Here is a 15,293-nt window from a genome sequence, read left to right on the forward strand (position 1 = left end):
GACGTCGGCGTGGCACACCTGCCCGCGCGCGTGGACGCCGGCGTCGGTGCGGCCGGCCACTGTGAGGCGCACCGGTTCCGGGGCGCGCAGCACGGTGGTGAGGGCCTCGCTCAGGGTCCCCTCGACGCTCCGCAGCGCCGGTTGTGCCGCCCAGCCGACGAAATCGGTGCCGTCGTAGGCCAGGTCGAGGCGCACCCGCAGGAGCTCGGCAGTCATGGCGCCAGAGTCTAGGCGGCGGCCGGCTGCCGTCCGACCCAGACAGCACGAAGGCCGCCCGACCCGAGTGTGCGGGTGGGGCGGCCTTCGTGGCGAAGCGCCGAAACGACGCGCCGTGAGGATCGACCGATCAGGCCTGCGGCTTCTCGTCCGCGGCCTCGGCCTCGGCCTCGGGGGCCTCGTTGGCGGCAGCCTCGGGAGCCTCAGCAGCCGGAGCCTCGGTGGCCTCGACCTCAGCGGTCTCGTCGGCCTCGGTCGCGGCGGCCGCAGCGGCCTCCTCGTCCTTGGCGGAGCGCTTCGCAGCGGCCTCCGCCTCGGCGACGACGGCGCGCTTCGGCTTGGCGTTGACCGGCTCGCGCACGAGCTCGACGATGCACATCGGGGCGTTGTCGCCCTTACGCGCGGCCATCCTCGTCACGCGGGTGTAGCCACCCTCGCGCTCGGCCATGTCCGGCGCGATCTCGACGAAGAGGCGGTGAACGACGCCCTTGTCCTTGACGACGGTGAGCACCTTGCGGCGGGCCGCGAGGTCACCGCGCTTGGCGAAGGTCACCATGCGCTCGGCGAGCGGGCGCATGCGGCGAGCCTTGGCCTCGGTCGTGACGATCGAGTCGTGCTCGAAGAGCGACTGGACCAGGTTGGCCAACATGAGGCGCTCGTGCGCCGGCCCGCCTCCGAGGCGGGGACCCTTGGTGGGGGTGGGCATTGCTTTCTCCTAGAAGAAGTCCGACCTCACCGACCGCAGTTGCGGCCACCGGTTCGGCCAAATGGGTGAGTGGTCAGAGCTGTTCGTCCTCGGCGTAGGACGCGTCGTCCTCAAGCGCCTCGTCCTCGTCCTCATCGTTGTAGTCGTCGCCGTAGGTGTCAGCGATCGCGCTCGGGTCGAACCCGGGCGGGCTGTCCTTGAGCGCCAGGCCCATGCCGTGCAGCTTGGCCTTGACCTCGTCGATCGACTTCGCACCGAAGTTGCGGATGTCGAGCAGGTCGGCCTCGCTGCGCCCGACGAGCTCACCCACGGTGTGGATGCCCTCGCGCTTGAGGCAGTTGTAGGACCGCACGGTCAGCTCGAGGTCCTCGATCGGCAGCGCCAGGTCGGCGGCCATCGCGGCGTCGGTCGGCGAGGGGCCCATGTCGATGCCCTCGGCCTCGACGTTGAGCTCACGAGCCAGACCGAACAGCTCCACCAGCGTCTTGCCGGCCGAGGCCATGGCGTCACGCGGGCTGATCGAGTTCTTGGTCTCGACGTCGACGACCAGACGGTCGAAGTCGGTGCGCTGCTCGACACGCGTCGCCTCGACCTTGTAGGTCACCGCCAGAACCGGAGAGTAGATCGAGTCGACCGGGATGCGGCCGATCTCGTGGTCACCCATCTTGTTCTGGTTGGCCGACACGTAGCCGCGGCCGCGCTCGACCGTCAGCTCCATCTCGATCTTGCCCTTGTCGTTGAGCGTCGCGATGTGCAGGTCGGGGTTGTGGATCTCCACCCCGGCCGGCGGCGCGATGTCGGCGGCCGTGACGGCACCGGCACCCTGCTTGCGCAGGTACATGACAACGGGCTCGTCGTTCTCGGAGGAGACGACCAGTGCCTTGAGGTTGAGGATGATCTCGGTGACGTCCTCCTTGACCCCGGGGATCGTGGAGAACTCGTGCAGGACCCCGTCGACGCGAATCGACGTGGTCGAGGCACCCGGGATGCTCGAGAGGAGGGTGCGACGCAGGGAGTTCCCCAGCGTGTACCCGAAGCCCGGCTCGAGCGGCTCGATGACGAACCGCGAACGGTTCTCGGAGAGCGGCTCCTCGGTGAGAGTGGGACGCTGTGCGATGAGCACGATTCAGTTCCTTTCCACGGGCGACCGCCATATGACGCCTCGTGAGGATGCCGGTTCGACCCGGCGGTGGGCTGACACATCGGTCCGCGTCAGCCCACCCTGGTGAAGCGGGTGATCAGTTCTTCGAGTAGAGCTCGACGATCAGCTGCTCGGTCAGCGGCACGTCGATCTGCTCGCGGGTCGGCAGGCTGTGGACGAGGATGTCCAGCTTGCCGGGAACCACGTGCAGCCACGCCGGGACGGGACGCTCGCCGAAGGTCTCGCGGGCCACCTGGATCGGGTAGGCCTCGACCGACTGCTTGCGCACCGAGACGATGTCGTACTGCGAGACGCGGTGCGACGGGACATCCGTGCGGACACCGTTGATCTCGAAGTGACCGTGCGTGACCAGCTGACGGGCCTGACGGCGGGTGCGGGCCAGACCGGCGCGGTAGATGACGTTGTCGAGGCGGGACTCGAGGATGATCAGCAGGTTGTGACCGGTCTGACCGGGGCGGTTGGCCGCCTCCTTGTAGTACCGGACGAACTGCTTCTCCATGACGCCGTAGGCGAAGCGGGCCTTCTGCTTCTCCTGGAGCTGAGCGAGGTACTCCTTCTCCTGGATGCGGCGACGGCCGTGCTGGCCGGGCGGGAAGGGACGCAGCTCGAAGTTCTTGTCGCCGCCGACGAGGTCGATCTTGAGGCGACGGGACTTCTTGGTGATGGGGCCGGTGTAACGAGCCATGTGTGTCTACTCCCCTGTCTCAGACGCGCCGGCGCTTGGGCTGGCGGACACCGTTGTGCGGGCTGGGCGTGACGTCCTGGATCGCGCCGACCTCGAGGCCGGTCGCGGTCAGCGAACGGATCGCGGTTTCACGACCCGAACCCGGACCCTTGACGAACACGTCGACCTTGCGCATGCCGTGCTCCATGGCACGACGGGCGGCGGCCTCGGCAGCCATCTGGGCGGCGTAGGGCGTGGACTTGCGCGAGCCCTTGAAGCCGACCTGGCCGGCAGAGGCCCACGAGATCACGGCACCGGTGGGGTCCGTGATCGAGATGATGGTGTTGTTGAACGTGCTCTTGATGTGGGCCTGGCCCACGGCGACGTTCTTCTTGACCTTCCGACGCACCTTGGCGCCGGTACGGCTCTTGGGAGGCATGTTTCTCCTATGCAGTCTTCGGTGGCGGTGACCACGCGCACCCTGTGCTGCGACGCTCCGACATCCGATGGCCGGAGGCGTGCGCACCTGGGCGCGACGTGATTACTTGCCGGCCTTCTTCTTGCCGGCCACGGTGCGCTTGGGGCCCTTGCGGGTACGCGCGTTGGTCTTGGTTCGCTGGCCGCGGACCGGGAGGCCGCGACGGTGACGCAGGCCCTCGTACGAGCCGATCTCCACCTTGCGGCGGATGTCGGCGGCAACCTCACGGCGGAGGTCACCCTCGAGCTTGACGTTGGCCTCGAGCCAGTCACGCAGGGCGACCAACTGGGAGTCGTCGAGATCCTTGACGCGGATGCTCTCGTCGATCCCCGTGGCGGCCAGAGCCTGCTGCGAGGTCGTGCGGCCCACACCGAAGATGTAGGTCAGTCCGATCACCACGCGCTTGTCGCGCGGAAGGTCGACTCCAACAAGACGTGCCATCTTGTTCAGTTCCTGTTCTGTGTTCCGGAGGTCTGGTGCAGTACCGATCCGCGGGATGCTCCCGCCTCGGGCGGGTCCGTGGTCCCCAGCCTCCGGGCCGGGGGTGACGTCCTGTCGTCGGCGATGCCGAACGTGGATCCGGCCGCCGTGGCGGCCTTCTTCAGGGGTCGGGTACTGCGAGATGTCGGTGGTGACGATATGGAGTTGTCTCGATGTGCAGCCCTTGCGGGAACTGCGCTTCGCGTGTGCTCGAAGTCCGCGAGCGTGCGGTGGTGCGATCAGCCCTGGCGCTGCTTGTGGCGCAGGTTCTCGCAGATCACCATGACCCGACCGTTACGGCGGATCACCTTGCACTTGTCGCAGATCTTCTTGACGCTCGGCTGAACCTTCATTGCCTGTCGCCTTTTCTCGACCTGCCCGACGTCAGGGCGACGCCGGGTACTACGGGGTGGTGCGCATGGAGCATCCGTGCGGAGCTCCTGCTGCTCGGGCCGCGGCCCGGGATCAGCGGTAGCGGAAGACGATACGGCCGCGGGTCAGGTCGTACGGGCTGAGCTCGACCACGACCCGATCCTCCGGGAGGATGCGGATGTAGTGCTGACGCATCTTGCCCGAGATGTGGGCGAGAACCTTGTGACCGTTGGTCAACTCAACCCGAAACATCGCGTTCGGGAGTGCTTCCACGATCGTGCCCTCGACCTCGATGACACCGTCCTTCTTGGCCATACCCTCTCAATCCGTTGGCTGGGCGCCCGGCTGTGGTGGGCGCCCGGAGATCGGTCGATGGGCACGCCTAAGCGCACGGACACCTGACCGACGGTCCATCGTATGGCATCGGGCCCGATCAGGCCAATCGAGCATCTCGCCGGGCGCACAAACTGCAAGGCGGCCAGCTCACGAGATCCGCCCACCTCGGCCCGCACCAGAGCGCTCAGACGCTTACGACGACCAAGTACCTCTCGCTCCTGCAGTCGGTCAGCTCGGGCTCGCCCTGTGCGGCCAACTGCCCGGCGGTCACCTTCGCGCCGCCAAGCATCACGTCCGCTCGGAGCGGCACGAGCCTGCCATCGAGGGCGAGCGCGCCCCACCTGCCCTCCGAGGCGCGGAAGGAGGCCCCGGCCGGAACGACGACCGACAACATCGGCCGTCTCCCGTCCAAGGCGACGAGGCACCCGTCCTTGACAGCGAGTCTGACGCGTTGCCCCACGTCAGTGACGCTGAACGGGCTGCCAACGATGTACTTCACCGAGCCGCCCTCAAGGGCCAAGTCCCTCGCGCGTGAGGTGGACGATGCACTCCCCTGTGGCGCCTGATCCGCAGGCGGCCCGGGCGAGCAACTCGTGAGCACCAGGGCGAAGGCACACAACACGGTGGCGACCCTCAGATCGTGGCGATGATGAAACGTCATTGTTGCCAGACCTCGTAGTTGAACGGCGAATAGCGGTAAATTGGCGTGAACGTCGCCGTGTCCGCCGTCGTGTGGACACCATGGTGAATTCCCCAAGCATAGCCACCCGCATACCACGGACCCCCGCTGTCCCCTCGCGCACGGTCCGCATTCCTCATTCCAATCATTCCGCAGACTCCGCCATGGCACGCGTTGGTGGATTCGACGAAGGCGTAGGTCATACCCGTGGTTGCCCCAAAGTGGTAGATGCGGTGGTCGATGGCAGGCCGACTCGAAGCGGCACCTGTCACGTATCGCTTCTGGTTGAAGTCATAGTAGAAGGTGGGCAGGGGGGTGAATGTGCCTGTCGTGAGCAACGCGATGTCACCCTCCATGGGGTGATACCTACACCATGTCCTCTTGGCCTCTGTGGAGCCCCCGTCAGACACGTGGTTGCTGTAACGCGACGAGTACTTGGAACAGTCCCCATCGAAGTCCAGCGACAGGCAGTGACCAGCGGTGCTGTTCCGCTTGGTCCCGTCTGTGGTCTTGCGCATCACGAAACCCGCCGTGCAACCGCGTGCATCGAGGTAGCCTCCACCACGCATGCTCGAGTCATCTGGTGCCACGACCAGGCCCGTGTCAGCACGCGCCTCCACGGTGACACCCTCGGGCAGCTGCCCCCTCACCAACGACAGGGCCCGGCTGGCGGTGTCTTCGGTTGGCAGAGTGACCGTGACCTTTTGCTCGGCAACGTCCCACGACATGGCACTGGCCCGGGCCAGTTCACCGAGACGCTCGTTGAGATGGACCAGCAGTGCGTCCGCATCGTCCAACGACAGGACACTCTGCTGAACCCAGGCTCCCGAGCGCGATTCCCCCAAAACGGTCCGATACGCCGAGGGCACGGAGTCGGATGAGACGTGCACCACCGGCACCCCGTCCGAGTCGGCGGTCACCCCGGCAAAGTGCCCTGGGTCACGTCGCTCCAATGAGTCGGAGATCCTCTGGCGCTCGGCCGCTCTCTCGTCGCGGAGGAGCGCCTCGTCCACGGCAAGATCCTCACCCTCCGCGTAGGTCAGGGCATCCTGCACCTGCGCGCGAGTCAGCCTACCGATGCCTGGGCCGACGTCCACTCCGTTCCGGTCCACGTGCGCCGTCGCATCGAGCCAGTCGCGAAGACGTGTTCTCGACTCCGCAGCACTCGTCGCGCTGAGCACTTCGCGCGGAATGTCGCTTGGCAGGTGCGCAGACGGAGGGCTCTGCCCGGCCACGAAGACACGCGGCGGTCGAACATCTCCGGCCGCATCAGCAGCTGTCGGTACCCCTGCTGCCCCGGCAAAGGCCGGCAATGCCAGCATGCCCGCGATTATCCACACCTTCATCCCCACTGCCCCCTGATTTGCTTGTTCGGAAATGCCATGTTACCCCAAGCCCTCGTGACGTGAAGGGAGCGACGAGACTGACGCAAAGTGCCCGCGAAACACGCTCGGCCCAGGATCGTGAACCTGACCGACTACCACACCGGCTGAGTCTTCACCCGCAGCGTCAGGAACAACGCCCACACTCACATCCTCGCGGGCCGCAAGACCGCGGTCGACCCGGCCGCTGGGATCCCGTTCCGGGGCTTCTTCTGGGCGCCGACCGTGCTCACCGACGTCACGCCCGAGATGCTCATCTACCGCGAGGAGACCTTCGGCCCGATGGCCCCGGTGACGGTCTACTCCGACGTCGACGAGGTCGTCGCCATGGCCAACGACACGGAGTACGGACTGGCGTCGCATCTCTACACGAAGGTCATCGGCCTGGGGGCGTAAGACCTCGGTCGAGATTCACTCAGTCCAGGCTCACGACGGGCACGCCCAACGCGGAGAGTCGTTCGACCCCGCCGTCGATGGCCGTGAGCACGGTGACGCCGCCCTCGGTCGTGGCCACACTGTGCTCCCAATGGGAGGCGCGCTGGCGATCGTCGGTCACGACGGTCCACTCGTCGGCGAGCACGTGATTGGCCTGGTTGCCCCAGGTGATCATCGGCTCGATCGCCAGCGTCGCGCCCACGGGCAGAGCCGGGCCACGCTGCCGGATCCGGTAGTTGAACACCTGCGGCTCGAGGTGCATCGACTCCCCGATCCCGTGACCGACATAGTCCTGCACGATGCCGTACTCGTGGCCATCGCGCCGGCCGGCTTCGACGATGCTGTCCTCGATCGCCGCTCCGATGTCGTTGAGTCGCCCACCCACCCGCATCGCCGCGATGCCGGCCCACATGCTGGCCTCCGTGGCGTCGGAGAGGAGCACATCCTCCGGTCGAGCCGCCGCACGGCCACCGACGAACAACGTCACCGCGCTGTCGCCGTTCCAGCCGTCGACCTCGGCACCGCAGTCGATCGAGAGCAGGTCACCCTCACGCAGCACGACGGACGACGACGGGATCCCGTGCACGATCTGCTCGTTGACCGACGTACACAGCGTGTGTTCGTAGCCATCGACGAGCTGGAAGTTGGGGATCCCCCCGTGGTCACGGATGAACGCCTCGGCCAACCGGTCGAGGTCCAGGGTGGTCATCCCCGGCGTGAGCTCAGCCTCAAGCATCGCGAGGGTGCGGCCCGTGAGCAGACCCGCCACGCGCATGGCGGCGAGTTGCTCCGGGGTCCGCGAGGGCAGACGGTTGCGGCCGAGTCCGAGCAAGCGCGCGTCAGCCCTTCGCGGCGTGGATCGGGTCGAGGGCGGCGAAGATGCGCGCCGTGACGTCGTCGACCTCACCCATGCCGTCGACCTCGACGAGCAGGTGCCGTGTGGCGAAGACCTCGGCCAGCGGCTGGGTCTCGCGGGCATAGACGTTCAGCCGCTCGCGCACGACCTCCTCGGTGTCGTCGGCGCGACCCTCGATCTCGGCGCGCTTGAGCAGACGGGTGACGATCTCCTCGTTGTCGACGGTGAGCATGAGCACCTTGTCGATGGAGTTGTCCTTCTTCGCGAGCATCGCGTCAAGGGCGTGCACCTGGGCGGCGGTGCGCGGGTAACCGTCGAGCAGGAAACCGCCCTGGGCGTCGTCCTGGGCCAGTCGGTCCTCGACGATGGCGTTGGTCACGTCGTCCGGCACGAGGTTGCCGGCGGCGGTGATCGCCTTGACCTGCTGGCCCAACTCGGTGTTGTTCTTGATGTTGGCGCGGAAGATGTCGCCCGTGGAGATGGCCGGAACGCCGTAGCGCTCGGCGATGCGGGAGGCCTGCGTACCCTTGCCGGCGCCGGGGGCGCCGAAGATGATCAAACGCATCAGCGGAGGAACCCTTCGTACTTGTGCTGTTGGAGCTGGGACTCGATCTGCTTCACCGTCTCCAGGCCCACGCCAACCATGATGAGGATGGACGTGCCACCGAACGGGAAGTTCTGATTGGCGCCGAAGAGGGACAGCGCCACCAATGGGATGAGCGAGACCAACGCCAGGTAGATCGCACCTACGACGGTGATCCGGTTGAGCACGTAACGCAGGTACTCGGCCGTGGGTCGCCCGGCGCGAATACCCGGAATGAAGCCACCGTACTTCTTCATGTTGTCGGCGACTTCGTCCGGCTCGAAGGTAATGGAAACGTAGAAGAACGTGAAGAAGAGGATGAGCGTGACGTAGATCGCCATGTAGACCGGGTGGTCGCCACGCACCAGGTAGCGGTCGACCCAGTCGACCCACGACGGGTTGTCACCGGTGGGGCTGCGCCGGAACTGGCTGGCCATCATCGGCAGCGAGATCAGCGAACTGGCGAAGATGATCGGGATGACGTTGGCCATGTTGACCTTGAGCGGGATGTACGTCGACGTCCCGCCGTACATGCGCCGACCGACCATGCGCTTGGCGTACTGCACCGGAATGCGTCGTTGCGACTGCTCGACGAACACGACGATGGCGATGATGACCAGGCCCATCGCGATGACGAACGCGAAGGTGCCCCAGCCCTGCTGCTGACGGATCGTCCACAGCGACGACGGGAAGGTCGCGGCGATGGAGGTGAAGATCAGCAGCGACATGCCGTTGCCGACACCCTTGTCAGTGATGAGCTCACCGAGCCACATGACCAGCCCCGTACCGGCGGTCATGGTCAGCACCATGATGACGATCGTCGCGACGTCGTCGCGGTAGAGGATGTTCGTGCACTGGGGGCCGAAGAGGTTCTCCGGGTTGCGCGCGAAGGTGATCAGCGTGGACGCCTGGAGCACGGCCAGACCGATGGTCAGGTAGCGCGTGTACTGCGTCAGCTTCGTCTGGCCCTGCTGCCCCTCCTTCTTGAGGGTCTCGAACCGCGGGATGACCACGGTCAGCAGCTGCACGATGATGCTCGCCGTGATGTACGGCATGATGCCGAGCGCGAAGATCGACAACTGGAGCAGCGCACCACCACTGAAGAGGTTCGCCAGGCCGAGGAAGCTGTTGGCGTCCTCCGGCGCACCGGCCAGGCACGCCTGGACAGCGGCATAGCTGACACCCGGGGTCGGGATCACACTGCCCATGCGGAACAGGATGATGATCCCCAGGGTGAACAGCAGCTTCTTGCGCAGGTCGGGCGTGCGGAACGCCTGGCCGAATGAGCTGAGCACTGGTCCTCCAGTCGGCACGGCCCATCTTCAGCCGTGGGTGATTCGACGATTCGTGTCAATGTATCGCGGCACCCGGGGTGCGCGCGCATCCTGCCCAGCAACGACCGACGCCGCAGCGCCGTTCCCATGGGGATCAGCGCTGCGGCGTCAGGTGGTGCGTGCAGAGGGAGCGCGGTCAGGCGCCGGCGATCGAGCCGCCTGCGGCCTCGATCTTCTCCTTCGCGGAACCGGAGAACGCGTCCACGGTGACATCGACCTTGACGGCGATGTCGCCGGTGCCGAGCACCTTGACCTTGTGGCCCTTGCGCACGGCGCCCTTGGCCACGAGGTCGTCGACCGTCACGGCCCCACCCTCGGGGTAGAGGGCGGCGATCTTGTCCAGGTTCACGACCTGGTACTCGACCTTGAACGGGTTCTTGAAGCCGCGGAGCTTGGGCAGACGCATGTGCAGCGGCGTCTGACCACCCTCGAAGCGGTCCGGCACCTGGTAACGAGCCTTCGTACCCTTGGTACCGCGACCGGCGGTCTTGCCCTTGGAGCCTTCACCGCGACCCACACGGGTCTTGGCGGTCTTGGCACCGGGGGCCGGGCGCAGGTGGTGCACCTTGAGCGCGTGGCCCTCGGCGACCTCCTGCTCGGTCTTCTTGGCCTCAGCCATGATCAGTCAACCTCCTCGACGGCGACGAGGTGGGCCACCGTCTTGACCATCCCGCGGATCTCGGGACGGTCCTCCTTGACGACGACGTCGCCGATGCGCTTCAGACCGAGGCTGCGCAGCGTCTCGCGCTGGTTCTGCTTGCCACCGATCTCGGAACGGGTCTGGGTCACCTTGAGACGCATCAGGCACCTGCCTTCGCAGCGCTGTCGGCGGCCTTCTCGGCAGCCTTCGCCGCGGCCTCGGCCTGGCCGGCGGCCTGGGCACGCAGGAGCGCAGCCGGGGCCACCTGGTCCAGCGGAAGGCCACGGCGGGCGGCCACGGCCTCCGGACGCTCCAGGCCACGCAGGGCCTCGACCGTCGCGTGGACGATGTTGATGGCGTTGTCCGAGCCCAGGGACTTGGACAGCACATCGTGGATACCGGCGCACTCGAGCACGGCGCGGACCGGGCCACCGGCGATGACACCGGTACCCGGAGCGGCCGGGCGGAGCATGACGACACCGGCCGCGGCCTCGCCCTGCACCGGGTGCGGGATGGTGCCCTGGATGCGGGGCACCTTGAAGAACGCCTTCTTGGCCTCCTCGACACCCTTGGCGATCGCCGCGGGCACCTCCTTGGCCTTGCCGTAGCCGACACCGACGGTGCCGTCCCCGTCACCGACGACGACCAGGGCGGTGAAGCTGAAGCGACGACCACCCTTGACGACCTTGGCGACACGGTTGATCGTGACGACGCGCTCTTCGTACTGCGACTGCTCGCGCTGGTTGTCGCGACCGCCACGACCGCCGTCGCGGCCTCCGCCGCGGCGGTCGTTGCGGTCCTGACCGCGCTCGTTGCCACCGGCGGCGCCAGTGCCTCGACGCTGCTGTCCGGGCATCAGATGTTCCTCATCTCAGTCTTGACGGTGGTCATCACAGGGCCAACCCACCCTCGCGGGCGCCGTCGGCGATGGCCGCAACGCGGCCGTGGTAGCGGTTGCCGCCACGGTCGAAGACGACGGCCTCGACGCCGGCGGCCTTGGCGCGCTCGGCGACGAGCTCACCGACCCGCTTGGCGCGAGCGGTCTTGTCGCCGTCGAAGGCGCGCAGGTCGGCCTCCATGGTCGAGGCCGAGGCGACGGTCTTGCCGACGGTGTCGTCGACGACCTGGACGAAGACGTGACGCGACGAACGCGACACGACCAGACGCGGCCGAGCGGCGGTACCGATGACGCGCTTGCGCACGCGCAGGTGACGACGACCGCGGGCAGCGCTCTTGGACTTCGGACGCTTGACGATGCGTGCCATCGCTTACTTACCAGCCTTTCCGACCTTGCGACGGATGTGCTCACCCTCGTAGCGCACACCCTTGGCCTTGTACGGGTCGGGCTTGCGCAGCTTGCGGATGTTGGCGGCGACCTCACCGACGAGCTGCTTGTCGATGCCCTGCACCGAGAAGCGCGTCTGGTTCTCGACGGCGAAGGTGATGCCGGCCGGGGGCTCGACGACGATCGGGTGCGAGTAGCCCAGGGCGAACTCGAGGTTCGAGCCCTTGGCCAGGACGCGGTAACCCGTGCCGTGGATCTCGAGCTTCTTGGTGTAGCCCTCGGTGACGCCGACGACCATGTTGTTGATCAGGGTGCGGGTCAGACCGTGGAGCGAACGCGAGGTCCGCTCGTCGTCCGGACGCGACACCGTGATGGTGCCGTCCGCCTGCTCGACCGTGATCGGCGCGGCGACGGTGTGGCTCAGTTCGCCCTTCGGCCCCTTGACGTTGACGGTCTGACCGTCGATCGCCACGGTGACGTTGCTGGGGATGGTGACGGGAAGTCGACCAATACGCGACATGTCAGCTCTCCCTTACCAGACGTAGGCGAGGACTTCCCCGCCCACACCCTTGGATTCGGCCTGACGGTCGGTCAGGAGGCCGGAGGACGTGGAGATGATCGCCACGCCCAGGCCACCGAGCACCTTCGGCAGGTTGGTGGACTTCGCGTACACGCGCAGGCCCGGCTTGGACACGCGGCGCATGCCGGCGATGGAACGCTCCCGGTTCGGGCCGTACTTGAGGTTGATGGTCAGGGTCTGACCCACCTCGGCGTCGGCGACGGACCAGTTCGCGATGTACCCCTCCGCCTGGAGGATCTCCGCGATGTGCGCCTTGAGCTTGGAGTACGGCATGGAGACGTCGTCGTGGTGCGCCGAATTGGCGTTACGCACGCGGGTCAACATGTCCGCAATGGGATCTGTCATGGTCATGGGCTCTTCTGCCCTCTCTCACCGCGGTTTCACCCCTGGATCGGGGCGACCTGCGCTGTAGAACGTGTGTGGTGGTGGTACGTGGGGTGGCCGCCGGCAGCGGCCGCAGGTGGTGAACCCGGAAGGGTCACCAGCTCGACTTGGTCACGCCGGGCAGCTCGCCACGGTGGGCCATCTCGCGCAGGCAGACGCGGCACAGACCGAACTTGCGGTAGACCGAGTGCGGCCGGCCGCAGCGCTGGCAGCGCGTGTAGGCGCGAACGGCGAACTTCGGCTTCTTGTTGGCCTTCTGGATGAGGGCGGTCTTCGCCATGTCAGTTCTCCTTGAACGGGAAGCCGAGCGCCCGCAGCAGCGCACGTCCCTCGTCGTCGTTGGCCGCGGTGGTGACCACGGTGATGTCCATACCCCGGACGCGGTCGATCTTGTCCTGGTCGATCTCGTGGAACATGGACTGCTCGTTGAGGCCGAACGTGTAGTTGCCGCGGCCGTCGAACTGCTTCGGGCTCAGCCCGCGGAAGTCGCGGATACGCGGCAGGGCGATGGTGACGAGGCGGTCGAGGAACTCCCACATACGGTCGCCGCGGAGCGTCGTGTGGCAGCCGATCGGCATGCCCTCGCGCAGCTTGAACTGCGCGATGGACTTGCGGGCCTTGGTGATGGCCGGACGCTGACCGGTGATGGCGGTCAGGTCACGCACCGCACCCTCGATGATCTTGCTGTCCTTGGCGGCGTCACCGACACCCATGTTCACGACGACCTTGACGACGCCGGGGACCTGCATGACGTTGCCGAAGTTGAACTCCGACTGCAGGGTCGACTTGATCTCGTCGTGGTACCGCGTCTTCAGGCGCGGGGTCACCTTCTCGATGGTGGTCTCAGTCATGCTCACAGGTCCTTACCGGTACGGGCCGACACGCGCACGCGCACCGTCTTCTCGCGGCCGTCACGCTCGACCTTCTCCTCGCGGATCTTGACGCGGGTCGGCTTCCCGTCCTCCGGGTCGACGATCGCGACGTTGCTCACGTGGATCGGCGCCTCCTGGACGACCAGGCCACCGGCCTGGCCACCGACACCGGCCTTGGTGTGCCGCGTGACGCGGTTGACGCCCTCGACCGTGACCTTCTCGGTCTCGGTGTGGACGGCGATGACCTTGCCCTGCTTGGACTTGTCCTTGCCCGTGAGGACCTGGACGAGGTCACCCTTCTTGATCGTCATCTTGGCCATGGGTCAGAGCACCTCCGGCGCCAGCGAGATGATCTTCATGAACTTCTTGTCGCGCAGCTCGCGGCCCACGGGGCCGAAGATGCGGGTACCGCGCGGGTCTCCATCATTCTTGAGGATGACCGCGGCGTTCTCGTCGAACTTGATGTAGCTGCCGTCGGGACGACGACGCTCCTTGGTGGTGCGCACGATGACGGCCTTGACGACGTCACCCTTCTTCACGTTGCCACCAGGGATGGCGTCCTTGACCGTGGCGACGATCGTGTCGCCGATACCGGCATACCGGCGACCCGAGCCGCCGAGCACGCGGATGCAAAGGATCTCCTTTGCACCGGTGTTGTCGGCGACGCGCAGTCGCGACTCCTGCTGGATCACTCTTGAACTCCTGTCGTCGAGCCGGTTCTCACGGGTCGTGAGCCTTGCCGAACCAATTGGTCTGGGTGACGAGCCGACCCGGGTGGGTCACCTCGTCGGGTGAGCGAGGCTTACTTGGCCTTCTCGATGATCTGAACGACGCGCCACCGCTTGGTGGCCGAGATCGGACGGGTCTCCATGATCAGGACCCGGTCACCGACACCGCAGCTGTTCTGCTCGTCGTGCGCCTTGACCTTCGAGGAGCGGCGCAGGACCTTGCTGTACAGCGCGTGCTTGACGCGGTCCTCGACCTCGACCACGACGGTCTTGTCCATCTTGTCGGAGACGACGTAACCCTGACGGGTCTTGCGCTCGTTGCGCTCCGTCGCCACCGCGGGCGTGTTGCTGTTCTCGCTCACTTGGCCACCTCTTCGACCTGGGTGATGCCGAGCTCGCGCTCGCGCATGACGGTGTAGATGCGGGCGATGTCCTTGCGGACCGCACGCAGCCGGCTGTTGTTCTCCAGCTGGCCGGTGGCGGACTGGAACCGCAGGTTGAACAGCTCCTCCTTGGCGGTGCGCAGCTGCTCGACGAGCTTGTCGTCGTCCATGCCACGCAGGTCCTTGGGGGTCAGGTCCTTCGAACCGAGGGCCATCAGATGTCACCACCCTCACGCGCGACGAAGCGGCACTTCATCGGCAGCTTGTGCATCGCCAGGCGCATGGCCTCGCGCGCGGTCTCTTCGGAAACGCCGGACACCTCGAACAGCATGCGACCCGGCTTGACGTTGGCGACCCACCACTCGGGCGAGCCCTTACCGGAACCCATGCGGGTCTCAGCCGGCTTCTTGGTCAGCGGGCGGTCCGGGTAGATGTTGATCCAGACCTTTCCACCACGCTTCATGTAGCGGGTCATCGCGATACGAGCCGCCTCGATCTGGCGGTTCGTCACGTACGCCGGCTCGAGGGCCTGGAGGCCGAACTCACCGAACGAGATCGCGTTGCCGCCCTTGGACATACCGGAGCGACCCGGGTGGTGCTGCTTGCGGTGCTTGACTCGACGAGGAATCAACATGTCAGGACTGCTCCTCAGTGCTCACCGCGGCAGCCGGGGCGGCCTCGGTGCTCTCGGCGGCGGGCGCGCCCTGACCCTGCTGGGCCTGGCCGCGGTCACCGCGG

Annotated in this window: 26 protein-coding genes and 1 pseudogene; 1 reads left to right on the forward strand and 26 read right to left on the reverse strand. The window is 66.6% G+C overall.

Annotated features, from left to right (window positions below):
• The 10 genes and pseudogenes from KD1_RS12275 to KD1_RS12320 all read right to left on the reverse strand — a co-directional run.
• Positions 1-216 (reverse strand): annotated as a pseudogene (locus KD1_RS12275) (tRNA pseudouridine(38-40) synthase TruA); the annotation flags it as partial.
• 130 nt (positions 217-346) lie between these two features.
• Positions 347-922 carry a 50S ribosomal protein L17 gene (rplQ, locus tag KD1_RS12280; protein ID WP_068402313.1) on the reverse strand — a complete coding sequence of 192 codons (576 nt, stop codon included), beginning with the start codon at positions 920-922 and terminating at the stop codon, positions 347-349.
• Positions 923-995: 73 nt separating this feature from the next.
• Complete coding sequence (locus tag KD1_RS12285) at positions 996-2,045, reverse strand: DNA-directed RNA polymerase subunit alpha (RefSeq protein WP_068402315.1); 1,050 nt, start codon at positions 2,043-2,045, stop codon at positions 996-998.
• A 115-nt stretch (positions 2,046-2,160) separates the two neighbouring features.
• Entirely contained in the window at positions 2,161-2,769 is a 609-nt protein-coding gene (rpsD, locus tag KD1_RS12290; protein ID WP_068402317.1) for a 30S ribosomal protein S4, read from the reverse strand.
• Between the two features lie 19 nt (positions 2,770-2,788).
• Positions 2,789-3,187 carry a 30S ribosomal protein S11 gene (gene rpsK / locus KD1_RS12295; protein ID WP_068402319.1) on the reverse strand — a complete coding sequence of 133 codons (399 nt, stop codon included), beginning with the start codon at positions 3,185-3,187 and terminating at the stop codon, positions 2,789-2,791.
• 102 nt (positions 3,188-3,289) lie between these two features.
• Positions 3,290-3,667 (reverse strand): 30S ribosomal protein S13, encoded by a 378-nt coding sequence (rpsM, locus tag KD1_RS12300; RefSeq protein ID WP_068402321.1) that lies wholly within the window; start codon positions 3,665-3,667, stop codon positions 3,290-3,292.
• Positions 3,668-3,945: 278 nt separating this feature from the next.
• Entirely contained in the window at positions 3,946-4,059 is a 114-nt protein-coding gene (gene rpmJ / locus KD1_RS12305) for a 50S ribosomal protein L36 (RefSeq protein ID WP_006592630.1), read from the reverse strand.
• 112 nt (positions 4,060-4,171) lie between these two features.
• Positions 4,172-4,393, reverse strand: coding sequence for a translation initiation factor IF-1 (infA, locus tag KD1_RS12310; protein WP_048549119.1), 222 nt, complete (start codon positions 4,391-4,393; stop codon positions 4,172-4,174).
• 205 nt (positions 4,394-4,598) lie between these two features.
• A complete protein-coding gene (locus tag KD1_RS12315; RefSeq protein WP_157073331.1) occupies positions 4,599-4,913 on the reverse strand; it encodes a hypothetical protein in 315 nt (104 codons plus the stop codon).
• 158 nt (positions 4,914-5,071) lie between these two features.
• A complete protein-coding gene (locus KD1_RS12320; RefSeq protein ID WP_157073332.1) occupies positions 5,072-6,415 on the reverse strand; it encodes a chymotrypsin family serine protease in 1,344 nt (447 codons plus the stop codon).
• A gap of 252 nt (positions 6,416-6,667) precedes the next feature.
• Here KD1_RS12320 and KD1_RS17220 point away from each other — a divergent pair, with 252 nt between their 5' ends.
• Positions 6,668-6,871 carry an aldehyde dehydrogenase family protein gene (locus KD1_RS17220; RefSeq protein ID WP_370670758.1) on the forward strand — a complete coding sequence of 68 codons (204 nt, stop codon included), beginning with the start codon at positions 6,668-6,670 and terminating at the stop codon, positions 6,869-6,871.
• Positions 6,872-6,890: 19 nt separating this feature from the next.
• Here the strand turns inward: KD1_RS17220 and map are convergent, their stop codons facing one another.
• The 16 genes from map to rplP all read right to left on the reverse strand — a co-directional run bounded on the left by map (position 6,891) and on the right by rplP (position 15,189).
• Positions 6,891-7,742, reverse strand: a complete 852-nt coding sequence (map, locus tag KD1_RS12325) for a type I methionyl aminopeptidase (RefSeq protein ID WP_083542438.1) — start codon at positions 7,740-7,742, stop codon at positions 6,891-6,893.
• 7 nt (positions 7,743-7,749) lie between these two features.
• On the reverse strand, positions 7,750-8,331 hold the full coding sequence (locus tag KD1_RS12330; protein WP_068402326.1) for an adenylate kinase: 582 nt from the start codon (positions 8,329-8,331) through the stop codon (positions 7,750-7,752).
• Complete coding sequence (gene secY / locus KD1_RS12335; protein WP_068402328.1) at positions 8,331-9,644, reverse strand: preprotein translocase subunit SecY; 1,314 nt, start codon at positions 9,642-9,644, stop codon at positions 8,331-8,333. Before secY ends, KD1_RS12330 begins: the two co-directional genes overlap by 1 nt.
• A gap of 175 nt (positions 9,645-9,819) precedes the next feature.
• Complete coding sequence (rplO, locus tag KD1_RS12340) at positions 9,820-10,302, reverse strand: 50S ribosomal protein L15 (RefSeq protein ID WP_068402330.1); 483 nt, start codon at positions 10,300-10,302, stop codon at positions 9,820-9,822.
• A 2-nt stretch (positions 10,303-10,304) separates the two neighbouring features.
• Complete coding sequence (gene rpmD, locus KD1_RS12345) at positions 10,305-10,487, reverse strand: 50S ribosomal protein L30 (protein ID WP_068402356.1); 183 nt, start codon at positions 10,485-10,487, stop codon at positions 10,305-10,307.
• Complete coding sequence (gene rpsE / locus KD1_RS12350; RefSeq protein ID WP_068402332.1) at positions 10,484-11,179, reverse strand: 30S ribosomal protein S5; 696 nt, start codon at positions 11,177-11,179, stop codon at positions 10,484-10,486. The genes rpmD and rpsE overlap by 4 nt, the downstream gene beginning before the upstream one ends.
• 34 nt (positions 11,180-11,213) lie before the next feature.
• Complete coding sequence (rplR, locus tag KD1_RS12355) at positions 11,214-11,588, reverse strand: 50S ribosomal protein L18 (RefSeq protein WP_068402334.1); 375 nt, start codon at positions 11,586-11,588, stop codon at positions 11,214-11,216.
• Between the two features lie 3 nt (positions 11,589-11,591).
• Entirely contained in the window at positions 11,592-12,128 is a 537-nt protein-coding gene (rplF, locus tag KD1_RS12360) for a 50S ribosomal protein L6 (protein WP_068402336.1), read from the reverse strand.
• Between the two features lie 12 nt (positions 12,129-12,140).
• The gene (gene rpsH, locus KD1_RS12365) at positions 12,141-12,539 is read right to left on the reverse strand and encodes a 30S ribosomal protein S8 (protein WP_068402338.1); all 399 of its coding nucleotides are present in this window, start codon (positions 12,537-12,539) and stop codon (positions 12,141-12,143) included.
• Positions 12,540-12,666: 127 nt separating this feature from the next.
• Entirely contained in the window at positions 12,667-12,852 is a 186-nt protein-coding gene (locus KD1_RS12370) for a type Z 30S ribosomal protein S14 (RefSeq protein WP_068402340.1), read from the reverse strand.
• Between the two features lies 1 nt (position 12,853).
• The gene (gene rplE / locus KD1_RS12375) at positions 12,854-13,423 is read right to left on the reverse strand and encodes a 50S ribosomal protein L5 (protein ID WP_068402342.1); all 570 of its coding nucleotides are present in this window, start codon (positions 13,421-13,423) and stop codon (positions 12,854-12,856) included.
• A 2-nt stretch (positions 13,424-13,425) separates the two neighbouring features.
• The gene (rplX, locus tag KD1_RS12380; RefSeq protein ID WP_068402343.1) at positions 13,426-13,764 is read right to left on the reverse strand and encodes a 50S ribosomal protein L24; all 339 of its coding nucleotides are present in this window, start codon (positions 13,762-13,764) and stop codon (positions 13,426-13,428) included.
• A 3-nt stretch (positions 13,765-13,767) separates the two neighbouring features.
• Entirely contained in the window at positions 13,768-14,136 is a 369-nt protein-coding gene (rplN, locus tag KD1_RS12385; RefSeq protein ID WP_068402345.1) for a 50S ribosomal protein L14, read from the reverse strand.
• 110 nt (positions 14,137-14,246) lie between these two features.
• Positions 14,247-14,534 (reverse strand): 30S ribosomal protein S17, encoded by a 288-nt coding sequence (gene rpsQ / locus KD1_RS12390; protein ID WP_068402347.1) that lies wholly within the window; start codon positions 14,532-14,534, stop codon positions 14,247-14,249.
• Entirely contained in the window at positions 14,531-14,770 is a 240-nt protein-coding gene (gene rpmC, locus KD1_RS12395) for a 50S ribosomal protein L29 (protein ID WP_068402349.1), read from the reverse strand. Before rpmC ends, rpsQ begins: the two co-directional genes overlap by 4 nt.
• Positions 14,770-15,189 (reverse strand): 50S ribosomal protein L16, encoded by a 420-nt coding sequence (gene rplP / locus KD1_RS12400; protein WP_068402351.1) that lies wholly within the window; start codon positions 15,187-15,189, stop codon positions 14,770-14,772. Before rplP ends, rpmC begins: the two co-directional genes overlap by 1 nt.
• Positions 15,190-15,293: the final 104 nt, after the last annotated feature.

The sequence above is a fragment of the Kribbia dieselivorans NBRC 106261 genome (assembly GCF_001552435.1).
Classification (GTDB): domain Bacteria; phylum Actinomycetota; class Actinomycetes; order Actinomycetales; family Dermatophilaceae; genus Kribbia; species Kribbia dieselivorans.